Here is a 21,046-nt window from a genome sequence, read left to right as displayed (position 1 = left end):
ATTGATCTTTTTTCGCGGAAAGCTCGTGTCAAGCGCTAAGAACAGTTGCTGTTGCGCTGACTCAATTGCTAATTTCACCAGGCGATTCACGCTTGGGGGGACAGGAACCCGCACCGGATGACGCGACCGACTGCTCTGGTCGCGCCGGTGCAAACGACAGATGTCGGGGTACCGTATTGTCCAACGCAATTCGCGCGATCTTTGCGGCGGCCGCCCTTGGCTTGTGGGGACGAGTTGGGACACGCCCGTGATTGCGCCCGGACAAATGCCATCAAGGCTTGTCGGCGGCACACCGTGCCGCCGGGCCGGCGATGCTTTGTCTGCTGCCGACCGAACTGCGATCGCAACTATTGAGGGGCGCGCCAGTCGAGGGCGCGTCGAGGCGAAACGAGTTGACCGCGGAACGGGGCAAACATGACGCAAGAACAATGGGGCCAGATCAAACAGGACCTGCTCAAGACGATAGGCAAGAACAACTTCACCAACTGGATCGAGCCGCTGGAACTGACCGCGATCAGCGATGACGTGGTCACCTTCAAGGTTCCCACGACCTTCCAGGGCAACTACGTCTCGCGCAACTTCGGCGAACTGATCCTGTTCAAGGTCAACGGCTTCGCGCCCTCCATCCGCCGCATCGATTTCCAGGTCGCCGCGAACTCGACGCAAAAGCCGGTCGCGACACCGAAAGCCGCGCCCGCGACAGCCGCCGAGCCGGCTCGCACCGCGACCCGCCTGACCGACGACGTCCTGTCTTCCGCCCCGCTGGACGAGCGGTTCACCTTCGACCGTTTCGTTGTCGGCAAGCCCAACGAACTGGCCCATGCCGCCGCCAAGCGCGTCGCCGAAGGCGGGCCCGTCACCTTCAACCCGCTTTTCCTTTACGGCGGCGTGGGGCTGGGCAAGACGCACCTGATGCACGCCATCGCCTGGGAACTGCAATCGTCTCAGCCGGAACTGAACGTCCTGTACCTGTCGGCCGAACAATTCATGTACCGTTTCGTGCAGGCCCTGCGCGACCGCCGCATGATGGACTTCAAGGAGCTTTTCCGCTCGGTCGACGTGCTGATGGTTGATGACGTGCAATTCATCGCCGGCAAGGACAGCACGCAGGAGGAATTCTTTCACACCTTCAACGCGCTGGTGGACCAGAACAAGCAGATCGTCATCTCCGCCGACCGCGCGCCGGGTGAAATCGCCAATCTCGAAGAGCGGATCAAGTCGCGCCTGCAATGCGGCCTCGTCGTCGACCTGCATCCCACCGATTACGAACTGCGGCTCGGGATCCTGCAATCCAAGGCGGACCGCTTCGCCGAGCAGTATCCCAGCCTCGAAATGGCCGAGGGCGTGCTGGAATTCCTGGCGCACCGCATTTCCACGAATGTCCGCGTGCTCGAAGGCGCACTGACCCGGCTTTACGCTTTCGCCTCGCTTGTCGGGCACCAGATCACGATGGAACTGGCGCAGGACTGCCTGGCCGATATCCTGCGCGCGTCCGAACGCAAGGTCTCGATCGAGGAAATCCAGCGCAAGGTGTCGGAGCATTACAATGTCCGTCTCAGCGACATGATCGGACCCAAGCGGGTGCGCACCTTCGCGCGCCCGCGCCAGATCGCGATGTACCTGTGCAAACAGCTGACGTCGCGCTCCCTGCCCGAGATCGGGCGGCGTTTCGGCGGCCGCGATCACACCACGGTCATGCACGGGGTGCGTCGCATCGAGGAGTTGCGGGCGCAGGACAGCGACATCGCCGACAACCTCGAGATTCTGCGCCGCGCGCTTGAGGGTTAAGGGCGCAATAAAAGGCTTGAGCATAAGGCGAAACTTGCTAACGTGCCGGTCCCGGTGCCCGGCAGAGGCACGCACGCAGGGAGCGAGGGCATGAAACTCAGCATCGAACGCGGAACGCTGCTCAAGGCGGTTTCGCAGGCCCAGTCCGTGGTCGAACGGCGCAACACGATTCCGATCCTCGCCAACGTGCTGATCGAGGCCGAGGGCGACGCCGTCCATTTCCGCGCAACCGATCTCGATATCGAGGTGGTCGACAAGGCCCCGGCCCAGGTCGAGCGCGCCGGCGCCACGACCGTCTCTGCCGTGACGCTGCACGAAATCGTGCGCAAGCTGCCCGACGGGGCGCTGGTTACGCTGAGCGACGATGGTGCTTCGGGGCGCCTGACGGTCGAGGCGGGACGCTCGAACTTTTCTCTGGCGACCCTGCCCAAGGAAGATTTCCCGGTCATGGCCTCGTCGGAATATTCCTGCAATTTCTCGGCCAAGGCGCCGGTATTGCGCCGGCTGTTCGACAAGTCGAAATTCGCTATTTCCACCGAAGAGACGCGGTACTACCTCAACGGCGTCTACATGCACGTCTCCGATGGCGAGGGCGGCAAGGTGCTGCGCTGCGTGGCCACCGACGGCCACCGCCTGGCCCGGATCGACGCCGACCTGCCCGAGGGCGCCGGGGACATGCCGGGGGTGATCGTACCGCGCAAGACCGTGGGCGAGCTGCGCAAGCTCTTGGACGATGACGACATGGCCATCGCCGTGTCTGTCAGCGAAACCAAGGTGCGGTTCGCCACGCCCAACATCACCCTGACATCCAAGGTGATCGACGGGACCTTTCCCGATTACACCCGCGTCATCCCGCAGGGCAACACCCGCAAGATGGAGGTCGACGCCAGCGAATTCGCCCAGGCCGTCGACCGTGTGGCCACCGTCAGTTCCGAACGCTCCCGCGCCGTGAAGTTGGCGCTGGACGAGGACCGGCTGATCCTGTCCGTCAACGCCCCCGACAGCGGTGCCGCCGAGGAAGAGCTGGCCGTAGCCTATGGCGACGAACGCCTGGAAATCGGCTTCAACGCCAAATACCTGCTGGAAATCGCCAGCCAGGTCGATCGTGAAAACGCCGTCTTCATGTTCAATTCCTCGGGCGATCCCACGTTGATGCGCGAAGGCAATGACACCTCGGCGGTCTATGTCGTGATGCCGATGCGCGTGTGACGCGGGCCGGAATTTTTCAAAAATTCCGGATCGGAAAATTTGAATTTTCCGTGCCGTTTTCTTTCAAGAAAACGTGGTGCTCTGAATGACCGGATTGTACCTGTCATCGCTCAGCCTGTCGCATTTCCGGTCGCACAAGGGCGTGCGGATCGAGGCGGATGCGCGACCCCTGGCGCTCTACGGGCCGAACGGGGCGGGCAAGACCAACATCCTTGAAGCAGTTTCGCTGTTCTCACCCGGGCGCGGCCTGCGCCGGGCCGCGGCACAGGACATGGCGCGGCGGCCCGACGCGATCGGCTGGAAGCTGACGGGGGTGTTGCGGTCGATGCACCAGGTCCACGAGATCGAGACCTGGTCCGAGGACGGCGGCGCACGGCAGCTCAGGATCGACGGCAAGGCCGCGTCGCAGGTGGCGCTGGCCCGTGTCGCGCGGGTGCTTTGGCTGATCCCGTCCATGGACCGGCTGTGGATCGAGGGGGCGGAGGGGCGCCGGCGTTTTCTCGACCGCATGACGCTCAGCTTCGTGCCCGCCCATGCCGAGGCGACGCTGGCCTATGAAAAGGCCATGCGCGAGCGCAACCGGCTCTTGAAGGACCAAGTGCGCGACGGTCACTGGTACGTCGCGCTGGAGCGGCAGATGGCCGAGGCGGGGACCGCGATACACGCCAACCGCGTCGCGGCGCTGGAACAGCTCGCCGAGGCGCAGGCGCAGGCCGAGACGGCCTTTCCCGTCGCCGAGTTGGAGCTGACCATGACCGAAGGCGAAATGCCCGGCACGGAGTCCGATTTCCGCGATGCCCTGTCCGAAAGCCGCTTTCGCGACATCGCCGCCGGGCGTACGCTCGTGGGCCCGCACCGCGCCGATCTGTACGGCGTATACGCCGCCAAGGGTGTGCCCGCGGCCGAGTGTTCGACCGGCGAACAGAAGGCGCTGCTGGTGTCGCTGATCCTCGCCAACGCGCGCGCGCTGGCGCAGGATTTCGGCGCGCCGCCGATCCTGCTTCTGGACGAGGTCGCCGCGCATCTGGACGCGACGCGGCGTGCGGCGCTCTACGACGAGATCTGCGCCTTGGGTGCCCAGGCCTGGATGACGGGAACGGGGCCGGAGCTGTTCTCGGAATTGGGCGACCGGGCGCAGGTTTTCGAGGTGACCGAAACGGATGCGATCTCGTGCGTTAATCAGCGCTGAAACGGCGAGAATGACACCGACGCGATGCCACTCGGATACCGACGCAATACCGATATTAAGGTACTGATCGTTAACCACAAAATATTGTGTCTATCGCGTGACATTCCCCCCCGGAAATCGTATAAAATACGAAAATGAACGAAGGATAATCTGCATGGCAGAACCCGCCGCGTCCCCCGAAGAGTATGGCGCCGATTCCATCAAGGTTCTCAAAGGGTTAGAAGCTGTTCGCAAGCGCCCTGGCATGTATATCGGCGACACCGATGACGGCTCTGGCCTGCACCACATGGTGTACGAGGTCGTCGATAACGGCATCGACGAGGCCCTGGCCGGCCATGCAGACCATGTAAGTGTCTGTATTCACGAGGACAGTTCCATTTCGGTCAGCGATAATGGTCGCGGTATCCCGGTCGAGATGCACGAGGAAGAGGGCGTGTCCGCCGCCGAGGTGATCATGACCCAACTGCACGCGGGCGGGAAGTTCGACAGCAATTCCTACAAGGTTTCCGGGGGGTTGCACGGTGTCGGCGTGTCGGTGGTCAACGCTCTGTCCGATTGGCTTGAACTGCGCGTCTGGCGCGCGGGCAAGGAACATGTCGCCCGTTTCGAGCGCGGCGAGACCGCCAAGCACCTGGAAGTCGTCGGCGACGCGTCCGGCAAGCGTGGTACCGAAGTTCGGTTTCTGGCATCGCTCGATACGTTCTCCAATCTCGAATACAGCTTTGAAACACTGGAGAAACGGCTGCGCGAACTGGCCTTTCTGAATTCCGGCGTGCGCATCATCCTGCGCGACGAACGGCCTGCCGAGCCGCTGGAAACAGAGCTGCACTATGACGGTGGCGTGCAGGAATTCGTGCGCTACCTCGACCGCAGCAAGTCGCCGCTGATGACCGACCCCATCTTCGTGACCGGCGAGCGGGATGACATCGGCGTCGAGGTCGCGATGTGGTGGAACGACAGCTATCACGAGACGGTTCTGCCCTTCACCAACAACATTCCCCAGCGGGACGGCGGCACACACCTTGCCGGCTTCCGCGGGGCGTTGACCCGTGTCTTGCAGAAATATGCCGCCGAAAGCGGTATCGCCAAGAAAGAAAAGATCACCTTCACCGGGGATGACGCCCGTGAAGGGCTGACATGCGTGCTGTCGGTCAAGGTCCCAGATCCGAAGTTCTCCAGCCAGACCAAGGACAAGCTGGTAAGTTCCGAGGTGCGCCCGGCGGTGGAAGGCTTGGTTAACGAAAAGCTGTCGGAATGGTTCGAGGAGAACCCGAACGACGCCAAGATGATCGTCGGCAAGATCATGGAAGCAGCCATGGCCCGCGAGGCGGCGCGCAAGGCGCGCGAGCTGACGCGCCGCAAGACGGCGCTCGACGTGAACTACCTTGCCGGCAAGCTGAAGGATTGTTCCGAGAAGGACCCGTCGAAGACAGAGCTGTTTCTCGTCGAGGGTGACAGCGCCGGTGGCTCGGCGCAAACCGGGCGGGACAGATCCACGCAGGCGGTTCTGCCCCTGCGCGGCAAGATCCTTAACGTCGAGCGGGCCCGCTTCGACAGGATGCTGTCGAGCCAGGAAATCGGGAACCTCGTAATGGCACTGGGCACCGGGATCGGGCGGGACGAGTTCAACATCTCGAAACTGCGCTACCACAAGATTGTCATCATGACGGATGCCGACGTGGACGGGGCGCATATCCGGACGTTGCTGTTGACGTTCTTCTATCGTCAGATGCCCGAACTGATCGAAGGCGGATACCTCTACATCGCGCAGCCGCCGCTGTTCAAGGTTAGCCGGGGCAAGTCAGAAGTGTACCTGAAGGACACGCCGGCACTGGAAGATTACCTGATTGCCCAAGGCACGGATGACGCCGTGCTGCGCCTCGGATCCGGAGAGGACATCACCGGGCAGGACCTTGTTCGGGTTGTCGAGGAAGCGCGGCAGGCAAACCGGATTCTCGATGCGTTTCCAACACATTACCCGCGCCACATTCTGGAACAGGCGGCGATCGCCGAGGCGTTCGAGGCGGGCCGCGCGGATGCGGACATCCAATCGGTTGCCGATGCCGTCGCCGAACGGCTGGACCTTATTGCGCTGGAATACGAGCGGGGCTGGCAGGGGCGGCAGACGCAGGATCACGGCATCCGCCTGGCCCGTGTGCTACGCGGCGTCGAGGAGGTTCGTACGCTGGACGGCCCTATCCTGCGCGGCGGAGAGGCCAAGCGGCTGGGCCAGCTTACCGAGGGTCTGCGCGAGATTTACAACCAGCCTGCGACCCTGCATCGTAAGGAGCGATCCCAAGCCATTTACGGCCCGCTGGACCTGCTGGACGCGATCCTCAAGGAAGGCGAAAAGGGACTGGCCCTGCAGCGCTACAAGGGATTGGGCGAAATGAACCCTGACCAGCTTTGGGAGACCACGCTGGATCCCGAAGCCCGCACGCTCCTGCAGGTCAAGGTGGATGACGTGGCCGAGGCCGACGACCTGTTCACGAAGCTCATGGGAGATGTGGTGGAGCCGCGGCGTGAGTTCATCCAGCAGAACGCGCTGAGCGTGGAAAACCTCGACTTCTGAGAATTTGTAGGTGAGCTCATATTTTTTCGCGGTGCGCACATTTTTTCGTGGCGCGGAAGGTCACGTGTTCTATTTCTTCTTGAAGTATCAGAGGCTTGGGTGATCTTTCCTTTTCGGCAGTTATTTGGGGTAGGACTGCTCTTGGCCGGATCTGATCGGGCGTCTTCCCCCGGCGCGGTGCGCGAAAGCTGAAGACGGCGCAGGGTTGTATCGCCGTGTTCCGTACCGCCGAGAACGAGGTGTTCGCCACGTCCAACACCTGTCCGCACAAGGCGGGGCCCCTGTCAGAGGGGATTGTTCACGGCCAGTCGGTGACTTGCCCGTTGCACAACTGGGTCTTCGATCTTGAGACCGGGAAGGCACAAGGCGAGGACGGAGAGATCGCCACCTATCCGCTGAAGGTCGAGGATGGCCGCGTGTTGATCGACGGCGCAGGCCTGAGCGCGCGGGACGCCGCGTGATTGATGGCGCCGACCAGCCCTGGACCCGGTCCACCTGTCCGTATGGCGGCGTTGGCTGCGGCGTCCTGCTGCGGCGGGACGGCGACGGCGGGCTGGAGGTCAAGGGCGACGACGCGCATTCGGCCAATCTGGGAAGGCTTTGTTCCAAGGGCACGGCTCTGGCCGAGACCGTGGGGCTTGACCATCGTCTGCTGCGCCCCCGTGTGAATGGGCAGGACGCAGGCTGGGACGACGCGCCGGGAGCGGTGGGTGCCCTGCTTATGCTCTTGCGCATGAAAGAGGAGACCGCGGAAGAAATCGCGGGTTTTGCCGAGGCGGCGTCCAGCACGGCGCCTACATCGCCGCCTGCTGATCTCGACTGGCCGAGCTACGCCGCCGGACGGACACGGGGCCAGCCCTGGTTCCTGCTGTCTGCGCGTCTTGTGGCGGATACGGGGCACCGGGTGTTGCTGCATGGCTGGAACGGGCCGGACAGAAAGGTACGTGACGGACTGGCAGAGGCGGGGATCGGTCTCGCGGAGGACCCGGAGGACGCCGCCCGCCTGCTGGACCGTGATCGCATTGCCTATATGCCGCTGAAATCCCTTCATCCCGGCCTGTTTCGTCTTTTGAACTTGCGGGACGTTCTTGGTCTGCGCTCCTGCGTCAATACCGTTTGCCGGATGCTCAATCCCGCCCGCGCCGCGGCCAGTGTTAAAGGCGTTTTTCACCCCTTTTACCGCCAACTTCAGGCGGACGCCGCGATGCATCTCGGCTGGCAGGCATTGAGCATCATCAAGGGGGCCGGTGGAGAATTCGAGAGCAACCCGGCCAAGGACATTACCGCTTTCGGGCTGCGTCAAGGGCGCCCCTGGCAGGAAACGCGGCCTGTGTTGCGCGATGAAACCCGAAAGCTAAATACCGAGGGCGACCTTGCGTTGTCCGATCTCTGGCAGGGCCTCCGCCGCCCGCCTTTTGAGACCGACCTCGTTGTCACCACCACCGCCCTCGCCCTCGATACGCTTGGCCATGCCAATGCGGTGCGGCAGGCAGACTTGCTCTGGCAGAACCGCGCCCGGCGGTGCGCCGCCTGAAAGGAGACCCCGATGAAGGCCTTTCCCATGTTCATACGCACCACAGGCCGCCGGATCGTCGTCGTCGGTGGTGGCGAGCAGGCGGCTCAAAAGGCGCGTCTGATGCTGAAGACCGATGCCAGCCTGGTTCTCGTCGCCGACAGCTTGGAAGATTGCTGCCCAAGGATAGGCCGCGTTTTGCAGGACGCCGCGCGCGGCCTCGGAGCCACAGAGTCACCGACCGAACCAGCTTGCCGAGTGCCGGTTCGCATGCGACACTCGATTTCCGGTAAGTGTTTGGTCCGTCATGGCGGACGTGCCTTCACCGATTAGAGGTAACTTTGGCAACCGTTCGACCTGGGGTGCTCGTGGATCAGGGCATCGATTTCCGCGACCTTTCGATGTTGGACTATTGGGAAATGGATGAGGGCTATCCCAGCTATGTTGTGCGGAAGAGTCTGGGAGCGGTCCCACACGCTGTTCTTTGCGGGCGAAGCGGTCGCCGGCCCCTGCGCCGCCCTGTGCAGCGGCGCATACTATGGCGGGCAGGCCCAGGCCCAGGCCGTCAGCAATGCGCTTGGGTCATGACCTCGCCCTCATGGAGAAATCGGCGTGTCCCGCCGTTGCCGCCAGAGGATCTGGTTTTGAGAACGGCAAGGCTGGAGCTTCGCCCGCTCACGCTGGAGGACGAGGATCTGGCGGTTGCGCTTTTCACCAATCCGGAAGTGGTGAAGTACGTGTGTGACGTCTACAACCCCGATGAGATACGAAACCACCTGCCTGTCGAAGTAAGACGCGCCGCTGGTGGCCGTATAGGGATATGGGCAGCAACCCTCGTGGATACAGGCGTGAAGATCGGAACCGGCGTCTTGCTGCCCCTTCCGATTGAAACCAACGATACCGATTGGTCGCAGATGATCAGCGATCGCTACCCGGACGCCGAAATCGAAGTGGGATACATGCTGTCGCCCGACTTCTTGGGGCAGGGGTTCGCCACCGAGATCTGCACACGTCTTTTGCAATTTGCATCCGAACACACGGCACTGGACGAGATCAAGGCCGTCACCGACCTCGGCAACCTGGCATCGCAGCGGGTTCTTCAGAAATGCGGTCTTTCTGCCGAAGTGCCGCGGCGTGCTTATGCCGAGGATTGTGCCGGCTTCGGCATCACCCGACAGGCATGGGACCCAGGCCACGGTCATTCGGAAACGTGAACTTTCGAGCGAAACGGATCAAGGTCTTTTTGTTGGTGAAGTGGTTTGACGCGAACAATCGATTTGGCTGCGGAACGATGAATGTCTTGCGAAACCCTCAAGGTCTTCGCATGGAAACGAGGAAAGTCATGACAAGCGTTTCGCGATAAGCTGTGATTCAGGTTTTTCGCGAAATGCCTTATGTATCCCGCTACGCCGAAGCTTTTTCAAAATAGACCGCCGCGCTCTGCGCCCGAGGCCGGTGAGAAATCTTCGGAAAGTTTCAAGTGATCAGTCCCGCTGCCTTTCTCGCGATGTCATCGACGTTCTCGCCACCGTTTTGCACGTAGTCGCAGAATTGGCGGCGCATCCTCGGGTCCCAGAAATCCTGCAGGTGGTTCGCGACGCGCTCGGCGTGGTCGTTGCCGGGCTGGGACTTGAAGAACGTGGCGATCTGGTTGGCCATCATGACTAGTTTGTCAGGCGACATCTGGAACCTCGTGGGAAATGCGGTGCGGGTTGGAATAGAGATCGAAACCGCCGCCGCGGGCAAAGGCGGCCAGCGTGATGCCTGCCGTGTCGGCTAGGCGCAGGGCATGGGCCGTGGGGGCGGAGACTGCGATCAGCGTGCCGCAGCCGGCCATGGCGCATTTCTGCACCAGTTCGACCGAAAGGCGGCTGGTCATGACGAAAGCGCCCAAGCCCGGGTCGCGCCCAGCCCGCCAGAGCGCGCCGATCAGCTTGTCGAGCGCGTTGTGGCGGCCCACGTCCTCGCGCGCCAGGACGACGCCCTTGCCCGGCAGGACCAAGCCCGCCGCATGGGTCGCGCGGGTGCGGCGGTGCAGGGGCTGGATATTGAACAGCGCGTCGGCGGCATGGGCGATGTCGTCACGGCTGAAAGTCGGGCCAACCTGCGCCGCGCTTGGTACGTCGCGCACCGCCTGATCCAGCGAGTCAATGCCGCACAGCCCGCAGCCCACCGGCCCGGCCATGAACCGGCGACGCGCCGCCAGCGCCTCGCGCCGGTCGGCGCGCAGCCAGAACCGGGCTTCAATGCCCAGATCGTGTTCCGCGATCTCGAAACCTTCGATCTGCGCGGGGTCGGTCACGATCCCCTCGGTCACGGCAAAGCCATGGGCGAAATCCTCGATATCGCCGGGTGTGGCCATCATCACCGCCTGGGTCGAACCGTCGAAGACCAGCGCCACCGGCAGCTCTTCGGGAAGGGCGCGGCTGACCATGCGCGCGCCCTCTGCCTGAACGGACAGGCCCGAGCGGCTTTGGCTGGGAGAGAAACCCGCCCCCATCATTCCGCCGCCGGAAGGATGCGGCGGGCCTGGGCGGCCTGCGCCGCGTAGTCCTCTTGCCAGTCGGTCGGCCCGTTGGAAGGGCTGACCTGCACCGCCGTCACCTTGAACTCGGGACAGTTCGTGGCCCAGTCCGAGAAATCCGTGGTGATGACATTGGCCTGCGTGTCGGGGTGGTGGAAGGTGGTGTAGACCACGCCGGGGCTGACCCTGTCGGTGATCTTGGCCCGCAGCGCCGTCTCGCCCGAGCGGCTGGCCAGCTTGACCCAGTCGCCTTCGTTCACGCCCCGGTTCTCGGCGTCGTGGGGATGGATTTCCAGCACGTCGGCCTCGTGCCAGATGGTGTTGTCCGTGCGCCGTGTCTGGGCGCCCACGTTGTATTGCGACAGGATGCGCCCGGTGGTCAGCAACAGCGGAAAGCGCGGGCCGGTCTTTTCATCGGTCGCCACGTATTCGGTGATGATGAACTTGCCCTTGCCGCGCATGAAGCTGTCCACGTGCATCAGCGGTGTGCCCTCGGGGTGCTCCTCGTTGCAGGGCCATTGCACGCTGCCCCTGGTTTCCAGCAGGGCATAATCGACCCCGGCGAAAGAGGGCGTGGTGGCCGCGATTTCCTCCATGATGCGGGCGGGATGGGTATAGGCCCATTCCGGACGCCCGGATTTCTTCAGCATCGCGTTGGCCAGCAGTTGCGTCACCTCCCAGTCGGCATAGCCGTTGAGCGGCTTCATCACCTCGCGCACGCGGTTGATGCGGCGCTCGGCATTGGTGAAGGTGCCTTCCTTTTCCAGAAAAGTGGAGCCGGGCAGGAAGACATGCGCGTAGTTGGCTGTCTCGTTCAGGAAGAGGTCATGCACGATGACGCATTCCATAGCCGCTAGGCCCGCCGCGACATGCTTGGTGTCCGGGTCCGATTGCAGGATGTCCTCGCCCTGGCAGTAGAGGCCCTTGAAGGTACCGTCGACCGCGCAGTCCAGCATGTTTGGGATACGCAGGCCCGGCTCGGGGTCGATCTCGGTGCCCCAGAGCGCCTCGAACATCTCGCGCACGTCCGCGTTCTTGACGTGGCGATAGCCCGGCAGTTCATGTGGGAACGAGCCCATGTCGCAAGCGCCCTGCACGTTGTTCTGCCCGCGCAACGGGTTCACGCCCACGCCGGGCCGGCCAAGGTTGCCGGTCAGCATGGCGAGGTTGGCGATGCCCATGACGGTGGTCGAGCCCTGGCTGTGTTCGGTCACGCCGAGGCCGTAATAGATCGAGCCGTTGCCGCCGGTGGCATAGAGATGTGCCGCGGCGCGCAGCTGTGCCGGATCGACGCCGGTCAGCAGCGCGGTCGCCTCGGGGCTGTGGCGCGGGTCCGACACGAAGGCGGCGTATTCCTGGAATTCTTCCCAGTCGCACCGGCTGCGGATGAAGTCCTCGTCCATCAGCCCTTCGGTCACGATCACATGCGCCAGCGCCGTGACCACGGCGACGTTGGTGCCGGGGCGCAGCGGCAGGTGATGCGCGGCCTCGATATGGGCCGACTTCACCAGGTCGATCCGGCGCGGGTCGATCACGATCAGCCTGGCCCCTTGGCGCAGGCGCTTTTTCATGCGGCTGGCAAAGACGGGGTGGCCGTCGGTCGGGTTGGCGCCGATGACGATGATCACGTCGGTGTCTTCGACGCTGTCGAAATCCTGCGTGCCGGCGGAGGTGCCGAAGGTCTGGCCCAGCCCGTAGCCGGTGGGCGAGTGGCAGACGCGGGCGCAGGTATCGGTGTTGTTGTTGCCGAAGACCGAGCGCGCCAGTTTCTGCACCAGGTAGGTTTCCTCGTTGGTGCAGCGGCTGGAGGTGATGACGCCGATGGATTTCTTGCCGTAGGTTTCTTGCAGCGCCAGCATTTTCGACGCGGCAAAGTCCAGCGCCTCATCCCAGCTGACCTCGCGCCAGGGCTCGTTCACCCGGTCGCGGATCATCGGGTTCAGGATGCGGTCGCTGTGATGGGCGTAGCCATAGGCAAAGCGCCCCTTGACGCAGGAATGCCCCCGGTTCGCCTTGCCGTGCTTGTAGGGCACCATGCGGACCAGCTCGTCGCCCTGCATCTCGGCCTTGAAGGAACAGCCGACGCCGCAATAGGCGCAGGTTGTCACGACAGACCGGTCGGGCGTGCCCATCTCGATCACTGATTTTTCCTGCAGCGTCGCGGTGGGGCAGGCCTGCACGCAAGCGCCGCAGCTGACGCAGTCCGACGCGAGGAAATCGTCCTCGGCGGTGCCCGCACTGACGCGCGACTCGAATCCGCGCCCCTCGATCGTCAGGGCAAAGGTGCCCTGCACCTCTTCACAGGCGCGCACACAGCGGTTGCAGACGATGCATTTGCTGGGATCATAGCTGAAATAGGGGTTCGAGGTGTCCGCCGGGATGTACTCGGGATTGCCCTTGTCGCCCTGCGGGGCACGGGCGCGGATGTCGCCCTGCGCCAGCGTGCCGCCCTTGGCGTCGTAATGGTTGCGTCCGGCCTCGTAGCGCTGGTCGCGCAGGCCCACGGCGCCGGCCATGTCCTGCAACTCGCAATCGCCATTGGCCGAGCAGGTCAGGCAATCGAGCGGGTGGTCGGAGATATAAAGCTCCATCACCCCGGTTCGGATCTTGCGCACTTTCTTCGACTGCGTGTGCACGGCCATGCCGGGGGCAACGGGCGTGGTGCAGGACGCGGGCGTGCCGCGCCGGCCTTCGATCTCCACCACGCAAAGGCGGCAGGAGCCGAACGCGTCAAGGCTGTCAGTGGCGCAGAGCTTGGGAACCTGGATGCCCGCCTCGGCCGCCGCGCGCATCACGCTGGTGCCTTCGGGGACGGTCACCTCGAAGCCGTCGATGGTCAGGGTCACGGGTTCGCCCGTCTTGGCGGGGGTGCCCATGTCGCGGTCGTCGGGAATGATCAGGTCTTTCATTCTGCGGCCTCCTTGGCGGTCGAGAATTCGTCGGGGAAGTGGGTCAGCGCGGACATGACAGGATAGGGCGTGAAGCCGCCCAGAGCACAAAGCGACCCGTCGGTCATCGTCTCGCAGAGGTCGGTGAGGATGGTCACGGCGTCGGCATCGCCGCGTGCGATGCGGTCGATGGTTTCCACCCCGCGCACCGCGCCGATCCGGCAGGGGGTGCACTTGCCGCAGCTTTCCACGGCGCAGAACTCCATCGCGAAGCGCGCCATGCCCAGCATATCGGCGGAATCGTCGAACACCACCAGCCCGGCATGGCCAATGAGCCCGCCCTCGGCGCCGAATTCCTCGTATCCCATGGGCGCGTCGAATTTCGAACGTGGCATGTAAGCGCCGAGAGGCCCGCCGACCTGCACCGCCTTGAACGGGCGGCCGGTGGCGGTGCCGCCGGCAAGGTCGTCGATCACCTCGCCCAGCGTCACACCGAACCCGGTCTCGAACAGGCCGCCACGCGCCACGTTGCCCGCGATCTGAAGCGTGATGGTGCCGCGCGACTTGCCGATGCCGAAGCTGGCGTGATGCTCGGCGCCTTTCTCGAAGATCACCGGCACGGTGGCCAGGCTGATGACGTTGTTGACCACCGTCGGGCGTCCCATGAATCCTTCGAGCGCCGGCAGCGGCGGCTTGGCGCGAACAACCCCGCGCTTGCCTTCGAGCGAGTTCAGCAGGGACGTTTCCTCGCCGCAGACATAGGCGCCCGCGCCCTTGCGGATCTCCATGTCAAAGCTGTGCGGCGAGCCGAGGATATTCTCGCCAAGGACGCCCTCGGCGCGGGCGATCTCGACCGCGCGGGTCATCACCGCGATGGCATCGGGGTATTCGGAGCGCAGGTAGACATACCCCTTGGTCGCCCCGACCCCCAGTCCGGCAATGGCCATGCCCTCGATCAGGGTGAAGGGGTCGCCCTCCATGATCATGCGGTCGGCGAAGGTGCCGCTGTCGCCCTCGTCGGCATTGCAGACGATGTACTTCTGCGGCGCGTCCGCGTCGTGCACGGTCTGCCACTTGATCCCCGTCGGGAAGCCAGCGCCGCCACGGCCACGCAGGCCGGAGGTCTTGACCTCGTCCACAATCTGCTGGCCGGTCATCGATAGCGCGCGTTTCAGCCCGGCAAGGCCGCCATGCGCCTCGTAGTCGTCCAGCGATAGCGGGTCGATCACACCGACGCGGGCAAAGGTCAGCCGGGTCTGGCGCTTCATCCATTCGAGGTCGTCCACCGGGCCAAGCGCCTTGGCGCTGCTGCCATCGAAGATGGCTGCCGTGTCGTCCGGCGTTGTGGGTCCGAAACCGTGGCGAACCCCGTCGATCTCGACCTCGACAAGCGGTTCCAGCCAGATCATGCCACGGGTTCCGGTGCGGATGATCTGCGCCTCGGGCGCGGCCTGTTTCAGGGCCGCGACCACCGCGTCAGCGCCAAGCGCCTTGGCGGCACTGTCCATGGGAACATAGATCTTCATGCGCCCGCCTCGGCCAGCAGTGCATCCATGCGATTGCGGTCCACCTTGCCTACACAGCGGTCGTCCAGCATCGCGGCCGGGCCGCAGGCGCACAGGCCAAGGCAATAGACGGGCTCGACCGTGACAGCGCCGTTGATCGTGGTGCCGTGCCAGTCCAGCCCCAGCTTTGCCAGCGTCTCTTCGGCCAGCGCGTTGCCGCCCATCGCCTGGCAGGCCTCGGCGCGGCAGATCTTCAGAACATGCTTGCCGGCAGGGGCCTCGCGAAAATCGTGGTAGAAGCTGATGACACCGTGCAACTCGGCCTTGGTGATGTTGAGCCGATCCGCGATCATCTGCATGGCAGGCTGCGGAATGTGCCCGAAGCTCTCCTGCAACGCGTGCAGTATCGGCAGCAACGGACCTTCCAGATCGGCATTCGCCTCGATAAGCGCGGCGATCTCGTCTTCGGTGGGTGTGGGGGCGGCTGATTGCATGGGCTAACCTCCTGCGTCCAATTGCGCCAAGCAGACAGAAGGTGCGGGCCGACGACAATATCGCAGATCGGTCGACCGATAGAGATAGGCTATCAATCCGCTTTCGACAGCTTCCTCGCGGTCCGCAGAAGGGCATCCAGAACAGGGGTATGGGGCTCTCGGAACGGGGCCACGAGGCCGACCGCGTGAGACGGCTCGCGGCCCGTCAGCGGCACGACGGTCAGCGGCTTTCCGGCCACGAGGAAGCGCGCCAGCTCCTCGGGAAGCACTGTCAGATAGCCGCCGGATTCGACATTCGCCACCAGGACGATCGTCGAGTTCGACTCGATGCAGGTTTCCGGCGAGACGTTGGCCGCAGAGAAATTCCGGTTGATGATGCGGCGGTTCTGCATGTCCGGGGTCAGCAGGCAGAGCTTTTCACCCGACAGTTCCTCCCACGCGACATTATGCCGGTTCACGAATGGGGAATCGTTCGTGCACACAAGCATGTACCGCTCTTCGTACAACGGCTCGGTACTGACCCGCCCCATCGGTTCGTTGTCGAGATAGGAAATGCCCGCATCCGCCTCCAGGTTGTCGAGCATCGACATGATCTCGATCGACGTGCGCGAAAGTATGGTGAAGTGAACCTTCGGATGCCTGGCATTGAAGCGCTGACACAGCCGCGCCGCCACCGTCAGGGCCGTCGGAATGACGGCAATGCGCAACTGCCCCGACAAGCCATCGCGCTTGACCCGCATTTCCTCGCGCAACTGCCGCGTGTCGCCGACGATCTTCTTGGCCCAGTCCAGCGCGGTCTGGCCTTCCGGCGTCAGCCCGCCAAAGCGCGAGCCGCGAAAGATCAGCTGCACGCCAAGCTGGTCTTCCAGCGTCTTGATCCCGTTAGACAGGGTCGGCTGTGTGATGCCCAGGCCGGAGGCCGCGCGACCGAAATGGCCTTCCTTGGCCACGGCGATGAACATTTCCAGCTTGTCAATCATTTGGGTAAAGCCAATCGAAATCGGCCGTCCTGATAGATATCTTGAATGGCCGGTCCTTTTCCGGACGCGGCTGTCTCGAAACCAGGGCCCAACGCTGTGGCGTCGTCATTGCGGGCGGTCCGCTTTTTGGTCCGACAGGTGGGCAAGAACGGCCTTTCGAACCGCCTCGGCAAGCGTGCCGAGGATCAGCCCGATCAGCGGGTTGCCCAGAAGCGTCGCGAGCGCGGTGATCGCGATGCCGGGCCTGCAAGAGGGTCTGGCATCGAACAGCCGGCGATTGGCGGCAAGCTCGACCGCGGCAACCAGCAACAAGGCCCCCAGCGTTGCGGACGGGATCGCCAGCAGTGCCATGTGCCGCAGGTCTTCCGGCAGCAGCGCCACCAGCAGCAGCGCGGCCCCAAGCATCACCGGCGCGCCGCCGCTGCGCGCGCCGAAACGGTGATGCGCCGTGACACCCCCGGCGCCGTGGCACATCGGAAGCGCTCCGAAGGGGGACAAGGCCAGGTTGGCGATACCCGAGGTCAGGCACAGACGCTTCGGCGTCACCCGCGCGGCGCGCGCACCATAGCTGTCATGGGCCACGATCGCGGTCAGGATCACCGCGTTGGTCAGGGTCAGGGCAAGCTGCGGCAGGGCGAGGTCGGTAATGGCGATGCGCATGTCTTCAAGGTTTGGAACCGGCGCCAGCCAGCCCGCAGCCGCAGCGCCAGCCAGATCGGGCAGGGCCTCGTGACCGACGAAGTGGCCCGCCGTCACGCCGAAACCCAGCGTCATCAGGGCCGCGTGTGTCCCCAGCCGCAACGCCGCAGCCGCAATCCCCAGCGACAGCAGCCCGATGAGCGGCTGCCCGGCCATCAGCCCAAGCGATATCCAGGCCAATCCCAGGCCCAGTCCCAACTGAAGCCCGGTCAGCACCGATTGCGGCACCAGGCGCGCGATGCGGTCTATGATGCCCGTTACTCCCAGCAATAGCAGTGCCGAGCCGATCAGCATTCCGCTGAGCGCGATGGAGGCCGGCGAGATCTCGACCATCAGCGCCACGGCGACGATAGCCTTCATCGGCTGGACCGGGACCGGCAGCCGGTAGATCAGGCCGGTCGCGATGTAAAACAGGCCGAAGCCCAGCAGCACCTGTGTCGCCGACAGACCCACGAGGGCAATGGCCCCGATAGTCAGCGGCAGCAGCGTGCCGAGATCCCCCAGGGCCCCGTTCACTTCGCGCAGGTCAAAGCGAAGCCGGTCCGACGCGTGCCGCCTCATCGCAACGGCTCCCGATGCTGAGGGCGTTGCGAAACCTGCGTGGGGTTGCTGAGATCGGACTTGTGCTTCATATCGTCAGCACGAAATTCACGATGACAGGGGATACAAGCCATGAAACTCAGCGCACGCAACAAGCTCGCCGGAACCGTGACCGCCATCGACAAGGGCGCGGTCAACGCGACCGTGCAGATCGACGTTGGCGGCGCCACCATGGTGACAGCGATGATCACCAATGCGTCGGTCGAGGAGTTGGGGCTTGAGGTCGGCAAGACGGCCTACGCAATCGTCAAGGCGTCGGACGTGATCGTCGGGTCCGACTGAGGGTGAAGGGACGGCAGGCAGACCTTTCGGCCTGACCCGGTGGTCTCGACGGTCACGGGGATGCCGTAGACCGTGCTGAGGTTGCGCGCGGTCAGCACATCGCTGGCCGGGCCGTCGGCGATGATCCGGCCCTGGTGCATCAGCAGGACGCAGGCATTGAGCGCAAAGGCCTGGTCGGGGTCATGGGTCGACAGGATGATCCCGCGCCGCTCGGACGACGCGCCCTGCGCCAGCCTGGCGATCCGCGCCAGCACCTGTGCCTGGTTCCCGAAATCGAGGCTTGCGGTGGGCTCGTCCATCACGATAAGCGGCGTGTCCTGCGCCAGCGCCCGCGCGATCAGCACAAGCTGGCGCTGACCGCCGGACAGGCGCGAATAATCGCGGGCGGCAAGGTCGCCGATCCCAAGCTGATCCATGGCCTTTTGTGCCGCATCACGATCCGCCTCGCCCGGTTGGGCAAACGGCCCCAGCCGCGCGGTGCGCCCCATCAGGACCACCTCCAGCGCCTCGAACGGAAATGGCGGGGCATGGGCTTGCGGGACATAGGCGATGCGCCGGGCAATCTCGGCGCGGCGCTGCGCCGAGATCGGCGTGCCGCCTAGGCGGACCTCACCGGCCAGCGGCGGCAGCAGCCCCAGCAAGGTGCGGAAGAGCGTGGTTTTCCCGCACCCGTTGGGGCCAAGCAGGCATAGAATATCTCCGGCCTGAACCGACAGGCGCAGTTCCGCGCCCACCTGCGCGTTTCCGTATCCTATGGCAAGGTCCCGTGCCTCCAGCATCACGACCACCCCCGGCGGCCCCGGGCCAGCAGCCAGACGAAGAAGGGCGCGCCGATCACCGCGGTCAAGATACCCAGCGGCACTTCGGCCTGCGCCATCGTTCGCGCCGCCGTGTCGACGATCAGAAGATAGCCCGCCCCGATCAGCACCGAGGCGGGCAAGAGCCGCCCAAAGCCGGGGCCGACGATCATCCGCGCGATATGCGGAATGACCAGCCCGACCCAGCCCACCACGCCCGCCAGCGCCGTGACGCTCGCGGTGATCAGCGTGGCGGCGGCGATTACCAGGAACCGCGTGCGCCCGGCCTCGACGCCCAGCGCGCGCGCTTCCTCGTCGCCGAGGCTGAGGACGTTGATCCGCCAGCGCAGCAGGGCCAGCGGAACGAGGCCGATCAGCACCATGGGCAGGGCGGGCCCGATATCCTCGGTGGTGATCGCAGCCAGCGAGCCCAGAAGCCAGAAGGTGATCGCCGGCAACTGGTCATAGGGGTCGGCCATGACCTTCAAGAGCGACGTCGCCGCCCCGGCCAGCGCGCCGACCACCACGCCGATCAGCACCAGCGTCAGCGTCCGGTCGGTGTTGCGCACCATCGACGCCACCAGCGTCACGACGCCCACCGCTGCCATGCCACCGACAAAGGCCGACGCCTGGATCGCCGCCACCGGCAGCGACAGGAAAATCCCGGCAACCGCGCCAAGCCCGGCACCGGCGGACACGCCCAGGATATCCGGCGACACCAGCGGGTTGCGGAACAGCGCTTGATAACTGGCCCCCGCTGCCGCCAGCGCCGCCCCCACCAGCAGCGCCGCGCCGACTCGGGGCAGGCGGATGTTCCATACCACGATCTCGGCCTGGCTCTCTCCTTGCCCCAGCAATGCCGCCAGTGTCTGGCCCGGAGACAGGCCATAGGGGCCGATCATGACCGCGCCGAAGGCAAGTACGGCCACGCTCAGGGCAAGGCCGCCGGTCAAGGTCAGGCCGGGCCTTGAGCCTTTCAGTTCGGCGGTCGTCCCTCGGCCCATGCCAGCAGCCTTTCAAGTTCCTCGTCGCTCAGGTCGACATGATAATAGAGTTCGTAGAAGGCGCGGGTCTCTGCGCGCAGATCGCCCTCCCACCGGTCAGGATACAGTAATCCGGCCATCCATCTCAGGCCCATTATCCGGTTGAGCGACGGTGGTCGGTCGATCCAGCCGAAGGGGGCGGTTGGCGACAGGTAGACCCGCCCGTCCTCGACCGCATCGATGCCCTGCCACAGCGGGTCGTCAAAGACCTTGCCGAAGAAATTGGGGTCCCAAGTCACGATGGTGTCCGGGTTGGCCACGATCACCTGTTCCATGGACGCCTGCACCAGACCGCGCGTCGCGCCGCCATCGTCGGCCACGTTGCGCCCGCCCGCGCGCTCGATGATCTCGGAATTGATCGATCCTTTCATCCCCGTCTCCAGCCCTTCGGGACCACGGGCCAGATAGACGCGGGGGCGGTCCTCCTCGGGGACGTCCTCCAGAATGGCGTCGATCTGGGCAAAGGTGGCCTCGACGTCTTCGGCCAACGCCTCACCGCGTTCCGGCACACCCACAGCCTCGCCCAGAAGGCGCAGCGCGGCGGGCGTGTTCTCGAACCGCCCGTCGATCAGGATATACGGGATGCCGGTCTGGTCCTGCACACGGTCCGCAAGGTCGATATAGGTGTCCCTGACCGAACCGAAATCGAGGATCAGATCGGGCTCGATCTGCAGCACGCGCTCCAGGTTCGCCTCGCCGCCGCGCCCGGTCAGGCGGCCGGTTTCGGGCAGGTCGCGATAGGGCGAGGCGATATAGTCGCGTTCCTCGGGACGCAGGGCGCGGGGCCAGCCGGTCATCGCCTCGGGCTTCATGATGTATAGCAGGATGGCGGCCGGTGGCCCGGCGGCAAACACGGTGGTCACGTCGTCTGGAATCTCAACGATCCGCCCGGCGCTGTCGGTGATCGTGCGCGCCTGCACCGGCAGCGCCACCAGCAACAGCAGCAGAAGCAGGTATCTCACG

General features: G+C 64.5%; 20 protein-coding genes. 10 read left to right on the top strand and 10 right to left on the bottom strand.

What is annotated here, in order from left to right; translation table 11 throughout:
- Positions 1–414 precede the first annotated feature (414 nt).
- From dnaA to FIU85_RS11015, 9 genes are all read left to right on the top strand, one after another.
- The gene (gene dnaA, locus FIU85_RS11050) at positions 415–1,788 is read left to right on the top strand and encodes a chromosomal replication initiator protein DnaA (RefSeq protein ID WP_152490700.1); all 1,374 of its coding nucleotides are present in this window, start codon (positions 415–417) and stop codon (positions 1,786–1,788) included.
- 90 nt (positions 1,789–1,878) lie between these two features.
- A complete protein-coding gene (gene dnaN / locus FIU85_RS11045) occupies positions 1,879–2,997 on the top strand; it encodes a DNA polymerase III subunit beta (RefSeq protein WP_152496932.1) in 1,119 nt (372 codons plus the stop codon).
- Positions 2,998–3,082: 85 nt separating this feature from the next.
- The gene (recF, locus tag FIU85_RS11040; RefSeq protein WP_152496931.1) at positions 3,083–4,186 is read left to right on the top strand and encodes a DNA replication/repair protein RecF; all 1,104 of its coding nucleotides are present in this window, start codon (positions 3,083–3,085) and stop codon (positions 4,184–4,186) included.
- 154 nt (positions 4,187–4,340) lie between these two features.
- Entirely contained in the window at positions 4,341–6,758 is a 2,418-nt protein-coding gene (gyrB, locus tag FIU85_RS11035) for a DNA topoisomerase (ATP-hydrolyzing) subunit B (RefSeq protein ID WP_152496930.1), read from the top strand.
- Positions 6,759–6,946: 188 nt separating this feature from the next.
- A complete protein-coding gene (gene nirD, locus FIU85_RS11030) occupies positions 6,947–7,219 on the top strand; it encodes a nitrite reductase small subunit NirD (RefSeq protein WP_152496929.1) in 273 nt (90 codons plus the stop codon).
- Entirely contained in the window at positions 7,216–8,292 is a 1,077-nt protein-coding gene (locus FIU85_RS11025) for a glycosyl transferase family protein (RefSeq protein ID WP_152496928.1), read from the top strand. Before nirD ends, FIU85_RS11025 begins: the two co-directional genes overlap by 4 nt.
- 12 nt (positions 8,293–8,304) lie before the next feature.
- Positions 8,305–8,604: an NAD(P)-dependent oxidoreductase gene (locus FIU85_RS22220; RefSeq protein WP_216647043.1), complete on the top strand. Its 300-nt coding sequence runs from the start codon at positions 8,305–8,307 to the stop codon at positions 8,602–8,604.
- A gap of 108 nt (positions 8,605–8,712) precedes the next feature.
- Positions 8,713–8,859 (top strand): hypothetical protein, encoded by a 147-nt coding sequence (locus tag FIU85_RS22025; protein ID WP_172977971.1) that lies wholly within the window; start codon positions 8,713–8,715, stop codon positions 8,857–8,859.
- Positions 8,856–9,485 carry a GNAT family N-acetyltransferase gene (locus FIU85_RS11015; protein WP_172978865.1) on the top strand — a complete coding sequence of 210 codons (630 nt, stop codon included), beginning with the start codon at positions 8,856–8,858 and terminating at the stop codon, positions 9,483–9,485. Before FIU85_RS22025 ends, FIU85_RS11015 begins: the two co-directional genes overlap by 4 nt.
- Before the next feature lie 262 nt (positions 9,486–9,747).
- Here FIU85_RS11015 and FIU85_RS11010 read toward each other — a convergent pair whose 3' ends face one another.
- The 7 genes from FIU85_RS11010 to FIU85_RS10980 form a co-directional block, all read right to left on the bottom strand.
- Positions 9,748–9,954, bottom strand: a complete 207-nt coding sequence (locus FIU85_RS11010; protein ID WP_152490706.1) for a formate dehydrogenase subunit delta — start codon at positions 9,952–9,954, stop codon at positions 9,748–9,750.
- On the bottom strand, positions 9,944–10,774 hold the full coding sequence (gene fdhD / locus FIU85_RS11005) for a formate dehydrogenase accessory sulfurtransferase FdhD (RefSeq protein WP_152496926.1): 831 nt from the start codon (positions 10,772–10,774) through the stop codon (positions 9,944–9,946). Before fdhD ends, FIU85_RS11010 begins: the two co-directional genes overlap by 11 nt.
- Positions 10,771–13,704 carry a formate dehydrogenase subunit alpha gene (gene fdhF, locus FIU85_RS11000; RefSeq protein ID WP_152496925.1) on the bottom strand — a complete coding sequence of 978 codons (2,934 nt, stop codon included), beginning with the start codon at positions 13,702–13,704 and terminating at the stop codon, positions 10,771–10,773. Before fdhF ends, fdhD begins: the two co-directional genes overlap by 4 nt.
- Positions 13,701–15,209, bottom strand: coding sequence for an NADH-quinone oxidoreductase subunit NuoF (locus tag FIU85_RS10995; protein WP_152496924.1), 1,509 nt, complete (start codon positions 15,207–15,209; stop codon positions 13,701–13,703). The genes fdhF and FIU85_RS10995 overlap by 4 nt, the downstream gene beginning before the upstream one ends.
- Positions 15,206–15,682: a formate dehydrogenase subunit gamma gene (locus FIU85_RS10990; RefSeq protein WP_152496923.1), complete on the bottom strand. Its 477-nt coding sequence runs from the start codon at positions 15,680–15,682 to the stop codon at positions 15,206–15,208. The genes FIU85_RS10995 and FIU85_RS10990 overlap by 4 nt, the downstream gene beginning before the upstream one ends.
- Before the next feature lie 92 nt (positions 15,683–15,774).
- Positions 15,775–16,662 (bottom strand): LysR family transcriptional regulator, encoded by an 888-nt coding sequence (locus FIU85_RS10985; protein WP_152496922.1) that lies wholly within the window; start codon positions 16,660–16,662, stop codon positions 15,775–15,777.
- Between the two features lie 105 nt (positions 16,663–16,767).
- The gene (locus FIU85_RS10980) at positions 16,768–17,922 is read right to left on the bottom strand and encodes a putative sulfate/molybdate transporter (RefSeq protein WP_152496921.1); all 1,155 of its coding nucleotides are present in this window, start codon (positions 17,920–17,922) and stop codon (positions 16,768–16,770) included.
- 111 nt (positions 17,923–18,033) lie between these two features.
- Here FIU85_RS10980 and FIU85_RS10975 point away from each other — a divergent pair, with 111 nt between their 5' ends.
- The gene (locus tag FIU85_RS10975) at positions 18,034–18,243 is read left to right on the top strand and encodes a molybdopterin-binding protein (protein ID WP_152490713.1); all 210 of its coding nucleotides are present in this window, start codon (positions 18,034–18,036) and stop codon (positions 18,241–18,243) included.
- On the opposite strand, the gene FIU85_RS10970 is transcribed toward FIU85_RS10975, so the two are convergent.
- Genes FIU85_RS10970 through FIU85_RS10960 form a run of 3 tightly spaced genes read right to left on the bottom strand, consistent with a single transcriptional unit; the run spans position 18,198 to position 21,045 of the window.
- Positions 18,198–19,022, bottom strand: a complete 825-nt coding sequence (locus tag FIU85_RS10970) for an ABC transporter ATP-binding protein (protein ID WP_172978864.1) — start codon at positions 19,020–19,022, stop codon at positions 18,198–18,200. The two genes, FIU85_RS10975 and FIU85_RS10970, sit on opposite strands and share 46 nt — an antisense overlap.
- Positions 19,022–20,044, bottom strand: a complete 1,023-nt coding sequence (locus FIU85_RS10965) for an iron ABC transporter permease (protein ID WP_152496919.1) — start codon at positions 20,042–20,044, stop codon at positions 19,022–19,024. Before FIU85_RS10965 ends, FIU85_RS10970 begins: the two co-directional genes overlap by 1 nt.
- Positions 20,017–21,045: an iron ABC transporter substrate-binding protein gene (locus FIU85_RS10960; protein WP_172978863.1), complete on the bottom strand. Its 1,029-nt coding sequence runs from the start codon at positions 21,043–21,045 to the stop codon at positions 20,017–20,019. The genes FIU85_RS10965 and FIU85_RS10960 overlap by 28 nt, the downstream gene beginning before the upstream one ends.
- Position 21,046: the final 1 nt, after the last annotated feature.

The sequence above is a fragment of the Roseovarius sp. THAF8 genome (assembly GCF_009363735.1).
Classification (GTDB): domain Bacteria; phylum Pseudomonadota; class Alphaproteobacteria; order Rhodobacterales; family Rhodobacteraceae; genus Roseovarius.
The sequence above is the reverse complement of the archived record's forward strand: the minus strand, read 5'-3'. Positions and strand labels throughout refer to the sequence as shown.